The sequence below is a fragment of the Candidatus Nanopelagicales bacterium genome (genome assembly GCA_018003655.1).
In the GTDB taxonomy this organism is placed as follows: domain Bacteria; phylum Actinomycetota; class Actinomycetes; order S36-B12; family UBA10799; genus JAGNDY01.
This window is the reverse complement of record JAGNDY010000001.1, coordinates 1-15,139: the sequence shown is the minus strand read 5'-3', so window position 1 is coordinate 15,139 and position 15,139 is coordinate 1. Positions and strand designations below refer to the sequence as shown.

Below are 15,139 nucleotides of genomic sequence, written 5' to 3'. Positions count from 1 at the left end.
TCACCCGGCGCGCTAGTTTGGAGTCGTGTCTGGTGATGATCTGGTCCTGGTTGCCAATCGACTACCAATTGAGGCAGTTGAGAAGCCAGATGGATCAACTACCTGGAAGACGTCACCGGGTGGCCTCGTTGCTGCCGTCGAACCGTCGTTAAAGGGCCGAGACGGTACGTGGATTGGCTGGAACGGCCACTACGCCGAGCTCGGTAAGGACAAGCTTCCGCCCATTCCCGAGTACGACGACAACCGCGACTATCGAGTCCTGGAAGTGCCGCTTAACCGTCGTGATGTGGAGTTGTACTACGACGGATTCAGCAACTCAGCGCTCTGGCCGCTGTACCACGACGCGATCGTCACGCCTAGCTATCACCGCCATCAGTTTGACGCCTACCGGCGAGTCAACATGTTGTTCGCCCAGACGGCGGCGAGGGCCGCGCAGCCGGGCGCGACGGTCTGGGTACACGACTACCAACTGCAGTTGGTCCCCGCGATGTTGCGCTCGTTGCGACCAGATTTGAAGATCGGCTTCTTCCTGCACATCCCCTTTCCCGCTCCTGATCTGTTTTTGCAATTGCCCTGGCGCCGAAGCATCGTGCTCGGCGTGCTGGGCGCGGACCTTGTGGGCTTCCAAACCACCGGCGGTGCCCGGAACTTCCTAGCAGTCACCGAACGTCTACTCGGTTGGCCGGCAAAGGGCGACGTCGTAGAGGTGCCCGGCGCGCATGGTGGCCGCCGCGAAGCAAAAGTCAGCGCTTTCGCCATCTCCGTGGACGTGGGTCGCATCGACGAGATCGCCCGCGACGAGGCGACCGCGGCCCGGGTCAAGCAGATCCGGGAGGACTTGGGTAACCCGAAGACGATGCTGCTGGGGGTTGACCGCCTCGACTACACGAAGGGCATCGACGTTCGGCTGAATGCCTACACCGAACTCCTGCGGGAGAACCGCCTCAACCCGGATGAGACGGTCCTGGTTCAAGTTGCGACACCGAGTCGCGAGAACGTCGATGAATACCAGCGGATCCGCGACGACGTCGAATTGATCGTGGGCCATACGAATGGCGAACTCGGCCAGATCGGCGCGCCAGCGATCCACTATGTGCGCAACTCGCTACCACTAGCGGAGTTGGTGGCGCTGTATCAGGCCGCCGACATCATGCTCGTCACGCCGCTGCGCGACGGCATGAATCTGGTCTGCAAGGAGTACGTCACCGCGCGCGTCGACGGTGACGGCACGCTGGTACTGAGCGAGTTCACCGGCGCGGCTCGGGAACTTCCCCAGGCGTGGTTGGTCAACCCCTATGACGCCGACGGCGTGAAAGAGGCCGTCGTCGCAGCAGCCTCGGCGACCCCGGAAGAGCGTCAGCGGCGAATGCGGGCGATGCGTCGGCACGTTCAGGAGCACGACGTCCAGCGCTGGGCGCAGGACTTCCTCGGGACCCTGGCCCACACCGACCATGTGCATGCTGCGCAATTCCCCGATGGAACCGGTGAGGCGGAACCCTCCGAATGAGTTCGACAATCGACCCGGGACCCACCAGCGAGCCCGAACGTCATGTCGGCGCGGCCGCTGCCTACACCGTCGGCATACCCGAGGACGAGCTCTCCGGAGTCGACACCTCGCAGATCGCCCCCGGCCTGCGTCTGGCACTACGCGACATCGCCCGAACAGGTCAATTGCTCATCGGCTGTGACTACGACGGCACGCTGTCCCCCATTGTCAATGACCCGAACCAGGCCAGGCCGCTGCCGGAGGCGGTCAATGTCCTGCGCCACTTAGCGGGCTTGCCCGCAACGACCGTGGTGGTCGTGTCCGGTCGGGCGCTGCGAGACCTCGCCGCGATGTCTCGACTCCCGGCCGAGATTCAGTTGGTCGGAAGTCACGGAGCCGAGTTCGACCTTGGTGCTATCCACGGTGCTGGCGACGACGCCGACGAGCGGCTCGCTCGCGTGACCGAACGATGTGTCGCGATCACCGAAAACGTCAAGGGCGTCCAACTCGAACTCAAACCGGCTGCAGTTGCCGTTCACGTGCGCCGTGCCGCCGACGACGCGGGCGAGGCTGTCATCGCCGCTTTGCATGAGCACTTCGACAACGATCCAGAGGCTTTTCTCAAGGCCGGCAAGAAGGTTCTGGAGATCTCAATCGTCGACGCGGACAAGGGCAGCGCGCTGCGGGACCTGCGCGAGATCAACGACTCCACCGCTGCCCTGTTCATTGGCGACGACGTGACCGATGAGCACGTGTTCGAGACCCTCACAGACGGCGACATGGGTATCAAAGTCGGTGAGGGCGCGACTGCGGCTGGCTACCGCATCGATGGTCCCCAGGACGTCATCGAGGCCTTGGCCGTCCTCGGCGAAGAACGCGAAGCCTGGCTCGCTGGGGCAAGCGCCGTCCCAATCGAGGACCACGCGCTGCTCGGCGACGGAATCGACATCGCACTGCTGACCCCCGACGGCAGCATCAATTGGTTGTGCCATCCCGGACCGGACGCGCCAGCCATCTTTGCTGGGTTGCTGGGCGATCCGGAGGCTGGTCATCTGACAATCAAACCCGTCCGTTCCGGTCGGCCATTGAGTCAGAACTATGTCAACAAGACCATGACGGTGGCGACAAAGTGGGCTGGGGTCACAGTCACCGACTACTTGGACTATTCGTCTCGCCGAACTGCCGGGCAAGAATCGCAACTTCGACTCGTCCGATCCATCACCGGGACGGCGCCGGTGTGGATCTCCTTCGCCCCACGCCCACAGTTCGGTGCGGTGCCGGTGAGCCTGGAGGCGACCAACAATGGCATCCGGGTGATGGGCACCTCCGATCCGCTCGTCCTCTTCGCTCCCGGGCTGGACTGGGAAATCAGCCACGTCGGGCCGCACCCCACCGCATCGGCGATCATCGATCCCGCTGGCGGTACCTACGTCGTCGAGTTGCGATCGGGTACCAACGATCTTGAACCACATCCAGTGCCTGAGTCCGATCGCCGCGAGTTCAACCACGACCGCTGGCAGGCATTCGTTGGCTCGCTGGAACTGCCTGAGCACCACCGCGCGAGCGTTGTGCGCTCGGCCCTAACCCTCAAAGCCCTGTGTTACGAGCCGACTGGCGCGGCGTTGGCCGCAGCAACGACGAGCCTGCCCGAATGGATTGGCGGGATTCGGAACTGGGACTACCGCTACTGCTGGCTGCGCGACGCTGCCATGACCGTGGGCGCGCTTAGCCAACTTGGCAGCACCAAGGAAGCCGATGCGTTCATGGATTGGCTTTCCCAGATTTTGGACGTCGCGACCGCCCCGGATCGGGTCCACCCGCTCTACACGCTGGAAGGAACCATCCTGGGCCCGGAGGCGGTGGTCGATACGCTGCCGGGATACGCGGGCAGTCGCCCAGTGCGGATCGGTAACGCAGCCCAAGGCCAAGTTCAACTCGACGTGTTTGGGCCCATCTGCGCGATGGTCGCAGAGACCGCAGCGGCTCGCGGATTCGTGACTGGCCGAGACCTCGAGACCGTCAACGCCTGCGTCGAAGCTGTCGCTCGACGGTGGCGCGAACCGGACCACGGCATCTGGGAGATCCGCGATGCTCCCCGTGAACACGTCCACTCCAGAGTCATGTGCTGGATGGCCGTGGACCAAGCAATCCAGGTGATTGCCATGGCTCGGGCAGAGCGCTCCGATTGGGTGGCACTGCGCGAACTCATCCGCCAGGACATCCTGACCAATGGCTGGGACTCCGAACTCAATACATTCATCTCCGCCTACGGCCGAACGGACGTCGATGCCGGCGTGCTGGCGGTCATCACCTCCGGCATGATCGAAGGCAGCGACCCGCGCGCGATCGGCACAATCCGAGCCGTCGAGGCTTCCCTGCGTGACGGGCCAACGGTCTATCGGTACCGACATGACGACGGACTGCCCGGAACCGAGGGCGGCATGAACATCTGCACCAGCTGGCTGGTCGAGGCTTACTCAATGGCGGGCCTGTGGGACGAGGCCCACAACCTGTTCGCCCAGTACCTCAACTGTGCCGGCACCACTGGGCTGCTGCCGGAGATGTACAACCCCGGCACTGACAGGGGTCTGGGCAACCACCCGCAGGCGTACTCCCATCTGGGTTTGATTCGCTGCGCGATGCTGCTGGAAAACAGCGCCGACACGCCGCTCTAGCACGCCCTCAGCCGATAGCCGCCTGCGGCAAACTCGGGTCATGTCCGAGACCTCCAGCCCCGTCGCGACCGTCGTCGAATCCACCGATGTGGCTGATCCGGAGGCCGACTCGGACTCGTCGGACGGGCCTAGCGACCCCTCGACCAGCTCCGACGGTGGCGACGGGGGCCCTTCCACTGATGCAAGCGTGGACCCCGCGAACGGCAAGCGCTGGTCGATCACCATGGATCCACGCTGGATTCGCCGTTCCGCGATCACCGTGCTCCTGCTGGTCGTGGTCGTCTGGATCGGCGATTGGGCCTTCAGCAGACTCGGCAACTTCATCTTCCTCCTGCTGTTGGCATGGCTCTTTGGGATCGCGATGGATCCGATTGTCAGCTATCTGGAGCGGCGTGGGATCGGCCGACGGCTGGGCACGCTGCTCACGTTGATCCTGTTCGCTGGCTTTGCCGTTGGATTCCTGCTGGCATTCGGAAGCCTGCTGGTGAGCCAGCTGACTCAGCTCATCACCGCCGTGCCATCGTCGTTGGTCGACATCGTCGACTGGGTAAATCGAACGTTCGACACCACCTTCGATGCGACCGAGATTCAGCAGCAACTCAACGTCTCCCCAACCCAGGTCGCCAATATCGCAGCGAACCTGGCGGGCGGCGCTTTTGGGATCCTGTCGAGTCTTGTCGGCTTCATCTTCCAGTTCTTCACGCTGCTGCTGTTCGGCTACTACTTCGCCGCCGAGGGGCCCAAAATCCGTGACACCGTGGCGTCCTGGCTGCCACAGCGTCGCCAGTTGGTGTTCAACCAAGTGTGGGAGATCGCCATTCGCAAGACCGGCGGATTCGTCGTCTCCCGACTCCTCCTGGCGATTCTGCTGTCGGTCGTCAGTTCGGCCTTCTTCTACTTGATTGACATCCCCTACTGGCTGCCAATGGGAATCTGGACCGGCGTCATCAGTCAGTTCATTCCCACCCTCGGCACCTATCTTGGTTTGCTCCTGCCCTGCTTGGTCGCGGTCTTCAACGATCCGTGGGATGTTGTCTGGATCGTCATCTTTGGCACTGTGTATCAACAGTTGGAGAACTACTACCTGGCCCCCAAGATCAGCGCCAAGACAATGGACATTCACCCAGCCGTCGCATTCGCCTCCGTCATCGTTGGCGCAGCGCTGTTCGGACCCATCGGTGCGCTTATCGGCATTCCGATCGCCGCGATGCTGCTGGCCATCGTGGAGACCTATGGCAGACGCTACGAACTGCTCGAACACCACGCCATCGAGAAAAAGGTGCGCAAGCGGGAAGATAACTCCCCGCCAGCCTCCGGTGCGGCTGACGCGGCCTCGCCAGCAACCAGAGACTGACCCAAACCGTGGTCTAAAACCCCAACCGCCGTAGCTGCTTGGGGTCACGTTGCCATTCCTTGGCGACGCGAACGTGGATGTCCAGGTAGACCGGCACCCCAACAAGGCGTTCGATGTTCTTGCGCGACTGCATGCCGATCGCTTTCAACCGCGAACCACGTCGGCCAATGACAATCGGTTTCTGGCTTTCTCGCTCTACGTGAATGGTGGCGTGGATATCCATCAGCGGTTTGTCCGGCGAGCGACCCTCGCGCATCGCCATCTCGTCGATGGTGACCGCGATGGAGTGTGGCAATTCTTCAACCACACCCGCGAGCGATGCCTCCCGAATGAGTTCGGCGATCATCGATTCCTCCGACTCATCGGTCACTTCGTCTCCGGGGTAGAGCCTCGGTCCCAGCGGCAGAACGGACACCAGCAGTTCGGTCAACTCATCTACGTTGCTGCCGCTGACCGCCGATACCGGCACGAAGTGAGCGATCTCAAGACCCTCCGCGACGCACATCTGCTGCACGGTCGCGAGCCGCTCGGCGGTCTGTGCCGGCGTCGCGATGTCGGTCTTGGTGATCACAGCAAATACCGGTTTGCGGGTGGCCGACGCGAGTTCCCGGGCGAGATTGCGATCACCGGGTCCGGTCTTCTCATCCGCGGCAACACAGAAACCGACTGCGTCGACATCTACCCAGGTCGTGCGGACCAAGTCATTCAGGCGTTCTCCGAGCAGGGTCCGTGGTTTGTGCAGGCCGGGAGTGTCGACCAAGATCAGTTGACCATCCGGCCGAGTGACAACGCCGCGCACCGTTCGCCGGGTTGTCTGGGGGCGGTCCGAGGTGATCGCGATCTTCGTCCCCACCATCCGATTGATGAGGGTGGACTTGCCAGCATTAGGACGACCTACCAGGCAGGCAAAGCCGCTGCGGTAGCTGCCGGCGCCCGCCCCGGACTCCACGCTCACGCGCCGGACCCTGATGACACGGACGCGATGACCTCACCGCGTAGATCGCAGAGCAGCACTGGCACGTCATCGCCTGCTAGGTCTCGGATGGCAGCAAGGTCGAGCGCGTCAACCGCAGTGGCGCCGGTGACGACGACGGCGCTTTCGCAGCCAGCCGCACCCGCCGACGCCGCGGTCGCTACGGACAATTGCAAGGCCGTGAGCTTCACGCTCGGCAGGTCAACGGTGGCAGCCGAGTAGGACCGCCCGGTGTCATCGCGAACGGCTGCCCCTTCGGGCGATCCGGCCCTGGCCCGTGCGCCCCGTGCGAGCGCGATCAGTTTGTTGTCTTCCTCGCTGATTTCACGAACGACGCTCATGCGCTCTCCGCGTTTGACGTGGCGTCAGCAGAGTCACTCGCTACTTCATCAGATGTGGAATACGGCGACGTGGCCTGTGGTGTCGCGGGGGTTGATGTCACCAATACTGTCCCGATTTGGTTGCGTCGACCTGCGGCCGACTCTGCGATCAAGTGGTAACCCTCAACGTCAATCTGGGATCCCGGAATCGGAACGAAGCCCAACCGCCTTGCGAGTAAGCCTCCGACGGTCTCGACGCCCTCGACATCTTCGGAGATGTCGAGTTCCAAGAGCTCGGCCAAGTCATCGAGTTGCATCCGCGAACTCACGCGCCAGGCACCGTCTGGCAGCTCCTCCGACTCCGGGGTCTCGGCGACGTCGTACTCATCGGTGATCTCCCCCACGATCTCCTCCACGATGTCTTCGATCGTCACCAAGCCAGCGGTGCCGCCGTACTCGTCGACCACAATTGCGACGTGAACTCGGTCGGCCTGCATCTCACGTAACAGCTCATCGGCGGGTTTGGAATCCGGCACGAACGCCACCGATCGCATGATCTTGCTGACTTTCTCTGATCGCTCCGAACTGTGATGCTCGAACGACCGGCGGGCCAAGTCCTTGATGTAGACGATGCCAACGATGTCATCGACGCTGTCCCCGATGACGGGGATGCGGCTGAACCCGGAACGCAGTGCCAAGGACAGCGCCTGTCGCAGGCTCTTGTCGCGTTCGATCCAGACCATCTCGGTGCGGGGCACCATGACCTCACGAGCAATCGTGTCGCCCAACTCAAACACCGAGTGGATCATCTGACGTTCGTCCGCTTCAATCACATCGTCGGCCTCCGCCAGGTCGACCATCTCGCGCAGTTCGGCTTGGGTGGCGAATGGACCTTCCCGGTATCCCTTCCCAGGGGTGATGGCATTGCCGATGGTGATGAGCACCTTGGCCAATAGCCCGCTCACGGAAGACAAGATGCGCGCGAGGCGCGCGCCGCGCAACGCGAACCCGACTGGATGCTGCTGGCCGAGCGTTCGAGCCGCGACTCCCAACACAACAAAGCCGATCAGCCACATGCAGACGCCAGCCACGGCAATCGCGCGCCATTTGTTCTGTGGAAACTCCTGCAGCACCTCGACGGCGACGAAGACAACCGCGAAGGTCTGCGTTGCCATCCGCAGCATGAGAATGACGTTGATGTACCGAGCGCGGTCATTGATCACGACCAGGAGTCGGTCGCTACCGCGAACCCCATTGCTGACCATGTCCAGCACACGGGACTTGGAGACCCGGGTCATCGCCTGCTCGATAGCCACCAGGAACATGCTGATCACGACCAGGACGGCCGCCACGACCAGCAGTTCGCCGTCACCCTTCACGATGGGCCGCCAGCCGCTTGGGCGGAAGTCGATCGATTCCATTCAGCGACGAGTTGGCCCTGCAATCCGAACATCAGCCGCTCTTCTGCCGGTTCGGCATGGTCGTAGCCCAGCAGATGCAGAATCCCATGGGTAAGCAACACCCCGAGTTCATCGCGCTCGGAATGGCGAGCCACCTCGGCCTGCCTGGCGGCAACGGACGGGCAGATAACCACATCGCCAAGCAGTCCGGCGTCGGGCTCATCGGCGGACTTGTCGTCGCGTCCGGGCCGCAGCTCATCCATCGGGAAAGACAACACGTCGGTCGGACCCGGTTCGTCCATCCACCGCTCATGCAGAGAGGTCATCGTGGCCTCATCGACCAGGACGAGTGAGAGTTCAGCGTCTGGGTGCAATCGCAGCCGCGCCAGGACGAACCGCGCCTGCGCGACGAGGGAGTCCTCGTCGCAGTCCTGTCCGGACTCGTTCGCGATGTCGATACTCATGACTGGCTGTGCCGATCCTCGTCGTATTGTCCATAGGCGTCGACGATGCGGCCGACCAATGGATGACGCACTACGTCTCGGCTGGTCAACTCGCAGAACTCAACGTCGGGCACACCCTTGAGGATGTCGCGAACGACCCTCAGTCCGCTACGTGTGCTGCCCGGAAGGTCTACTTGGGTAACGTCACCGGTCACCACGATCGTCGACCCAAATCCCAACCGCGTGAGGAACATCTTCATCTGCTCCGGCGTAGTGTTCTGCGCCTCGTCGAGGATCACGAATGCGTCATTGAGTGTCCGTCCACGCATATACGCCAGCGGAGCGACCTCGATGGTGCCGCTGGTCATGAGTCGGGGGATGGAATCGGGGTCGATCATGTCGTGCAACGCGTCGTACAACGGTCGCAGATAGGGGTCGATCTTCTCGCTCAGAGTCCCGGGTAGGAATCCGAGCCGCTCCCCCGCCTCCACTGCCGGGCGAGTCAGGATGATCCGGTTGACTGCCTTGGACTGCAGCGCTTGGACCGCTTTTGCCACGGCCAGGTAGGTCTTGCCGGTGCCTGCTGGGCCGATACCGAACACGACCGTGTGCTTGTCAATCGCGTCCACATAGTGCTTCTGGTTGAGGGTCTTTGGTCGAATCGAACGGCCACGATTACTCAGGATTCCGGCGGTCAGGAGCTGTGACGGGGACACGTCGGCGTCGGACTTGAGCAGCGCGATCGATCGGTCCACAGCATCGGGCGTGACCGAGTGACCTGATCGCAACACCATCAGAAGCTCGCCGAAAAGTTGCTTGGCCAGATCCACTTCGGCGGTCGGACCCACAGCGGTGATCTCGTTGCCACGGACCTGCAACTCAATGTCCGGCAGCGCTGTCTCGATGGCCCGCAGGACCTCGTCGCCGACTCCGAGCAACGACACCATCGACTGAGATGAGGGGACCTTGATGGTGGTTTTGGTGTCAGTGGTCGTCATACGCACGCAATCTCGGTCGGTTCGTCATCCTGGTGGCCAGGTTAGTTGTCGGCCCCCGAGCAGGTGGGCATGCACGTGGTCTACCGTCTGCCCACCGTGTGAACCGGTGTTGAATACCACGCGATAACCGTCAGCTAGACCCTCCGCTCGGGCCACTTTGCCTACCGCCGCCAGCAGTGCCCCGGCCAGTTCGGGCTCAGCCGTCGCTAAAGCGGCGGCGTCCGTGTAGTGGGTCCGAGGGATTGCCAACACGTGGGTGGGAGCCTGCGGGTTGAGGTCTCGGAAGACAACGACTTGGTCGTCGGAATACACGACGGTAGCGGGTATGTCCCCGCTCGCAATAGCGCAGAAAAGGCAGTCACTCACGGTCTCAGTCTGGCACGTTCGAGATGTCAGGAGGAGCCCATCTTCCCGCTGCGGCCATCACCGCGCCGAGCGCGACCGTTCCAGCCGTACTCGCGCGCATAACCGTGGGCCCCATTTGCACGAGGCGGGCTCCGGCGGCAGCGAGTTGGGCGCGTTCGGTGGCAGCGACTCCCCCTTCCGGTCCGACGACCAGCACGATTCGGTTGGCCAGGCTGAAATCAACGTCAGCGATGGTCTCCTGCGCCTGCTCATCGAGAACAAGCACCAGCACCTGACCGCTGCCCGGCACGAGCGATCCATCGCCGAGTCCCGCAGCAAGGGCGGCGGTGTCCACCGGACCGGACAGTTCCGGGAAGTGACGGCGACGCGACTGCTTGCTTGCCTCCACAATCCGTCGACGTAGTTTCGTCATGGCCTTGTTCACTTGCTCAACCCGCCACCGAGCGATGCTCTTGGCAGCTACCCAGACCACGATCCGGTCAACGCCTGCCTCGGTCATCGCCTCGACCGCACGGTCCATGCGATCACCCTTGATGAGGGCCTGGACGACTGTGACCGATGGAGAAGCTGGCTGCTCGGTCACCAGCGAGCAGACTTCGACCGTGAGGCGATCCTTGCCCTGGGTCGACAGGACAGCCCCCACTGCCACATTCCCGACCCCATCAGTGAGCCACAGCTTCTCGCCCGCGTTCAGCCTCCGAACGGAAACGGCGTGGCGGCCCTCGTCCCCGGCAAGGGTGTACGTCGACCCGACAGTGAGCTGCGCGAAGTCGGATTCGGCGATCACGAACAGGGCCGGGGTCATGCGCGCACTCGTGCGCGCTCGGCGCGCATCAGCGGAAAGCGCCGCGCAGCCGCGAGAACATCCCCGACTTACCGGCGGTCACCTGCCCGGTTGGGTTCTCCTCGCCGCGCAGACCCGCAAGTTGCTCGAGGAGTGCCTGCTGCTGGGGATCGATTTTGGTTGGTGTCTCGACGCTGATGTGAACAAAGAGGTCACCACGACCACTGGCACGCAGGTGGGTCACACCGCGGCCCTTCAACTTCACCTCGGTGCCGGACTGGGTGCCGGATCGAATGTCGATCGGCTCTGGGCCGTCGAGAGTGTCCAGCGAGATGCTGGTGCCAAGGGCGGCCGCTGTCATGGGGATGGTCACAGTGCAATGCAGGTCGTCGCCGTGCCGTTGGAAGACCTCGTCCTGTGCTTCCAGGATTTCGACATAGAGATCACCTGGTGGGCCATCGCCTTGCCCGACCTCACCCTCACCGGTTAGTTGGATCCGGGTACCTGTGTCCACCCCTGCGGGCACCTTGACCGTCAGGGTTCGGCGTGTGCGGACCCGGCCATCACCCGCGCACTCGGGGCACGGCACCGCAACCAAATCCCCGTAGCCGCCGCACTGCGGGCAAGGACGCGCCGTCATCACCTGGCCGAGGAACGACCGCTGCACGGTCTGGACCTCGCCGCGACCTTGACAGGTTGTGCAGGTCACCCGGCCGGTGCCAGGTGCAGATCCCTCGCCGTGGCACGTTGTGCAACCCACCGCCGTGTCGACGGTGATGTCCCGAACCGTTCCAAAAACTGCCTCTTGCAGGTTGATTTCCATCCGGATCAGCGCATCCTGGCCACGGCGCTTGCGTGACCGTGGCCCGCGCGCACCGCCGGCACCGCCTGCCCCTGAGAAAAAGGCGTCCATGATGTCGCCGAAGCCGAAGCCACCTGGGAATCCACCAGCCTGACCGCCGCGAGGATCTCCGCCGAGGTCATACATTTGCCGCTTCGCCGGATCGGAGAGCACCTCGTAGGCGGCGGTGACTTCCTTGAACCGCTCTTGGGTGGCCGGATCTGGGTTCACGTCGGGGTGCAGTTCGCGGGCCAACTTGCGGTACGCGCGCTTGAGTTCCTCACCGGTGGCATCGCGCTGAACGCCGAGCACTGCGTAGTAGTCCGTGGCCACTGTCTATCGATCCCGCCGTGTAGAGGTTGGTTGTCACTGTCGTTGGTTGTCACTGTCGTTGGCTCGGTGGTGCCGACGGAACTATTACTGCGTCTCGATCATGCGACCGAGGTACCGCGAAACCGCATGCACTGCTCCCATGGTGCCTGGGTAGTCCATTCGAGTTGGACCCACCACCCCCAGCCGAGCGATGTGTTGGCCAGAACTGCCATATCCCGCAGTGATGACCGAGGCACCGGCAAGACCCTCGACTGAGTTCTCATGTCCGATCGTGACGGACAATTGCTGTTCAACGTCCGCCTGTTCACCCAACAACCGCAGTAGCACCATCTGTTCCTCAAGGGCCTCCAAGACCGGCTCGAGGGTCTCGGAGAAGTCGCCGCCAGCTCGCGCCAGGTTGACTGTGCCACCGAGGACGATCCGCTCCTCGTGCCGCTCAACCACCGTTTCGAGCAGGGTGGCGATCACCGATGCCACGGCGGACCGCTCCTGATCGCTGAACTGACCTGGCAACTCGGCGACGCGCTCACCCACCTCTGTGAACTGACGGCCGATGACGGCACCGTTGAGTGCGCTTCGCAAGCGACCAACAGAGTCCTCGCCGATGCCGACGGGCACCTCGACCACCCGCTGCTCGACGCGGCCAGTGTCGGCAATTAGCACGAGCAGCAGTCGTGTCCCGCCAAGTGACACCAACTCCACGTGGCGAACTGACGACCGAGTCAGCGACGGGTACTGGACGAGTGCGACCTGTCTGGTCAATTGGGCGAGCAACCGGACCGTGCTGGCCATGACGTCATCCAGATCGATGGCCCGGTCAAGAAACAGATGAATCGCCTTGCGTTCGGCTTGACTCAGTGGCCTGACTTTCGAGAGCCGATCGACAAACAGCCGGTAGCCCTTGTCCGTTGGGATTCGGCCAGCGGATGTGTGCGGTTGAACGATGTACCCCTCGTCTTCCAGCAGGGCCATATCGTTTCGGATGGTCGCCGAACTCACACCAAGTCTGTGACGATCGACGATTGCCTTGGAACCGACCGGCTCGGACGTCGTGACGAAGTCCTCGATGATGGCGCGCAGTACTTCCAGTTTGCGCTCATCTGAGCCAGGTCTGCGCTCGTCCGTCATGCTCGTGACTCTATCTGTCGAACTAGCGCGGCTCAGCAGTCCAACCCTAGGGTGAACCATCATGACCTCAACCGCACCGCCGACCCGTAAGCGTCGCCTGTGGCTGCGGGTACTCGTCTTCGGGTTTCTGCTGTGGCTGGTCACGATCGCCGTGCTCTGGTGGACCGAGGAGACCTCGCTCATTCCCTCGGCGATATTCACCGGCAGCTTCCTGGGACCCGTCACCTTCACCCTGTGGGCAATCGAACGCGAGCAGTACTCCGGTGTTGCCCCCGGTGGCGAGGAGTCCCAACTGAGCGTGCGTTTGCTCGTCACCGCATTTGCCGGCGCTGGTCTGCTCGGCGTTGTGGTGTCAGCCCTCCTGGAGACGGTGCTCCTGGTCGACCATCCGCTTGCCTTCTACCCCGGGGTCGCCGTCATTGAAGAGACGGTCAAGATCGTGCTCGTTTGGCTGCTGGCACGGGGTTTCACCAGCTACCACCGCCGCGACGGAATGGTGCTCGGCGCCACCGTTGGCTTCGGATTCGCGGCCTTCGAATCAGCAGGGTACGCGTTCAACGCGCTGCTCAAGGCTCAGCCGAGCGCCACCGACTTCTTGCCTGTGATCGAGACGCAGCTCGTCCGCGGACTACTCACGCCGGTGGGGCACGGATTGTGGACGGCCTTGCTGGGCGGTGCACTGTTCGCTGCGGCGAGGAACGACAAGTTGCGAGTATCTGCCAGCGTCCTCGGGTGGTGGTGCGTGGTCGTCCTGCTGCACGCGGTCTGGGATGCGTCGGCTGGTTTGGCGGTCGCGCTCACATACATCACCATTGGGCAGCCCGTCTCAATTCCTGCGGTGGAGGCTGGCAGGTTGCCCGATCCGACGGCCAGTCAAGTGCACCTAGTGGCGGTGTACTCCTGGGCGCTGCTGACGGCTTGCGCACTGATCGGAATCTTGCTGGCGAACCGGATGTGGGTCAAGGGTCGGGCGCTGGTCCATGGCTTTCCGCACGGTCCCAAGTCCGGAACTTCCCTAACGTCCTGACACAACCCGTACCAATTTCCCAGCAACTGCCCAGGATGTCGGCACTAGCATGGGTTGAAACAACCCACGGAGGACGCATGTCGCAGGATCAACCGCCCAACGGTGAGCCAGCCGAAACCGGCCCATCCGACGCAACGCCGCAGGGTGACCCCGGCCAGTCCGACCAACCTGGTCGGTACGCGGATTACTTTCAGCGCGGGCAGTATCCACCAGCCGGTCAGTACCCGCCGGCAGGGCAGTACGCCCAGCCGGGTCAGTATCCGCCAGGAGGGCAGTACGCCCAGCCTTACGCGGGCCAGCCGCCATACGCGTATCCAGCACCCGCCCCTCGCCCCTTTTCGCAACAAGACGAGCGAACCTGGGCGATGATGTCGTATCTGCTCGCGATCATTGGCGGTTTCCTAGCACCGCTAATCATCCTGCTGGTCCTCAAGGAGCGGTCGGCTTTTGTCCGTGACGTCGCCAAGGAATCGTTGAACTTTCAGATAACCGTCGCCATTGCAACATTCACTGCGTTGATCGCGGCGGTAGTGGTTGCAGTGGTCGTTTCGATCGCCAGCAGTTCCGCCGCCGGGATCGTGTTCCTCATCGTGTGGTTCGCCAGCATCTTGATCGGCGTCCTTTCGTTAATCGTCAACGTCGTCGGCGCCGTCAAGGCCAACAGCGGCGACGTCTGGCGAATCCCAGGAATCCTGCGGTTCGTTAAGTAACTCGATCCCCGGCCGCCGGACTGGTCGGTCGTGGCAATAGGCAATAGTCAGCAGGCTTCAAGTGGTCGAGTGACGCAACATTCGACAAACGGGTGACCGAGGTCGTTGATACTGACGCGCCGCTACTGGCAAGATTTCCACTGCGATGGGACAAAGAGCGGTATCTTGCGGATCGTCAGCATCCAGGGATGGCAGCCGCGTGACCCGATGCCATCCCCCAAGAGAGGACCACAACATGTCTGAAAACGTCCCCCCGCCCCCGGGTGATGGTGGAACGCCGCCACCTGCTTACGGTCAAGCG

General features: G+C 62.9%; 14 protein-coding genes. 5 read left to right on the top strand and 9 right to left on the bottom strand.

The window, feature by feature from the left end; all coding sequences use genetic code 11:
* The first annotated feature begins 25 nt into the window (after nt 1-25).
* Genes KAZ48_00070 through KAZ48_00060 form a run of 3 tightly spaced genes read left to right on the top strand, consistent with a single transcriptional unit; the run spans nt 26 to nt 5,515 of the window.
* Nucleotides 26-1,507 (top strand): trehalose-6-phosphate synthase, encoded by a 1,482-nt coding sequence (locus KAZ48_00070; GenBank protein MBP7971165.1) that lies wholly within the window; start codon nt 26-28, stop codon nt 1,505-1,507.
* Nucleotides 1,504-4,161 carry a trehalose-phosphatase gene (gene otsB, locus KAZ48_00065; protein MBP7971164.1) on the top strand — a complete coding sequence of 886 codons (2,658 nt, stop codon included), beginning with the start codon at nt 1,504-1,506 and terminating at the stop codon, nt 4,159-4,161. Before KAZ48_00070 ends, otsB begins: the two co-directional genes overlap by 4 nt.
* A 40-nt stretch (nt 4,162-4,201) precedes the next feature.
* Nucleotides 4,202-5,515 carry an AI-2E family transporter gene (locus KAZ48_00060; GenBank protein ID MBP7971163.1) on the top strand — a complete coding sequence of 438 codons (1,314 nt, stop codon included), beginning with the start codon at nt 4,202-4,204 and terminating at the stop codon, nt 5,513-5,515.
* 13 nt (nt 5,516-5,528) lie between these two features.
* Here the strand turns inward: KAZ48_00060 and era are convergent, their stop codons facing one another.
* The 9 genes from era to hrcA all read right to left on the bottom strand — a co-directional run bounded on the left by era (nt 5,529) and on the right by hrcA (nt 13,101).
* Nucleotides 5,529-6,464, bottom strand: coding sequence for a GTPase Era (era, locus tag KAZ48_00055; protein MBP7971162.1), 936 nt, complete (start codon nt 6,462-6,464; stop codon nt 5,529-5,531).
* A gap of 2 nt (nt 6,465-6,466) precedes the next feature.
* A complete protein-coding gene (locus KAZ48_00050) occupies nt 6,467-6,829 on the bottom strand; it encodes a cytidine deaminase (GenBank protein ID MBP7971161.1) in 363 nt (120 codons plus the stop codon).
* Entirely contained in the window at nt 6,826-8,229 is a 1,404-nt protein-coding gene (locus KAZ48_00045) for an HlyC/CorC family transporter (protein ID MBP7971160.1), read from the bottom strand. The genes KAZ48_00050 and KAZ48_00045 overlap by 4 nt, the downstream gene beginning before the upstream one ends.
* A complete protein-coding gene (gene ybeY / locus KAZ48_00040; GenBank protein MBP7971159.1) occupies nt 8,184-8,672 on the bottom strand; it encodes an rRNA maturation RNase YbeY in 489 nt (162 codons plus the stop codon). Before ybeY ends, KAZ48_00045 begins: the two co-directional genes overlap by 46 nt.
* Nucleotides 8,669-9,649: a PhoH family protein gene (locus KAZ48_00035; GenBank protein MBP7971158.1), complete on the bottom strand. Its 981-nt coding sequence runs from the start codon at nt 9,647-9,649 to the stop codon at nt 8,669-8,671. The genes ybeY and KAZ48_00035 overlap by 4 nt, the downstream gene beginning before the upstream one ends.
* 24 nt (nt 9,650-9,673) lie before the next feature.
* Nucleotides 9,674-10,015 carry a histidine triad nucleotide-binding protein gene (locus tag KAZ48_00030; protein MBP7971157.1) on the bottom strand — a complete coding sequence of 114 codons (342 nt, stop codon included), beginning with the start codon at nt 10,013-10,015 and terminating at the stop codon, nt 9,674-9,676.
* 4 nt (nt 10,016-10,019) lie between these two features.
* A complete protein-coding gene (locus KAZ48_00025; GenBank protein MBP7971156.1) occupies nt 10,020-10,820 on the bottom strand; it encodes a 16S rRNA (uracil(1498)-N(3))-methyltransferase in 801 nt (266 codons plus the stop codon).
* 28 nt (nt 10,821-10,848) lie between these two features.
* Nucleotides 10,849-11,973, bottom strand: coding sequence for a molecular chaperone DnaJ (gene dnaJ / locus KAZ48_00020; GenBank protein MBP7971155.1), 1,125 nt, complete (start codon nt 11,971-11,973; stop codon nt 10,849-10,851).
* Nucleotides 11,974-12,057: 84 nt separating this feature from the next.
* Nucleotides 12,058-13,101: a heat-inducible transcriptional repressor HrcA gene (gene hrcA, locus KAZ48_00015; protein ID MBP7971154.1), complete on the bottom strand. Its 1,044-nt coding sequence runs from the start codon at nt 13,099-13,101 to the stop codon at nt 12,058-12,060.
* Between the two features lie 61 nt (nt 13,102-13,162).
* Here hrcA and KAZ48_00010 point away from each other — a divergent pair, with 61 nt between their 5' ends.
* Together KAZ48_00010 and KAZ48_00005 are read left to right on the top strand one after the other, a co-directional pair.
* A complete protein-coding gene (locus KAZ48_00010) occupies nt 13,163-14,128 on the top strand; it encodes a PrsW family intramembrane metalloprotease (GenBank protein ID MBP7971153.1) in 966 nt (321 codons plus the stop codon).
* A 77-nt stretch (nt 14,129-14,205) separates the two neighbouring features.
* Entirely contained in the window at nt 14,206-14,838 is a 633-nt protein-coding gene (locus KAZ48_00005; protein MBP7971152.1) for a DUF4870 domain-containing protein, read from the top strand.
* The last annotated feature ends 301 nt before the right edge of the window (nt 14,839-15,139 follow it).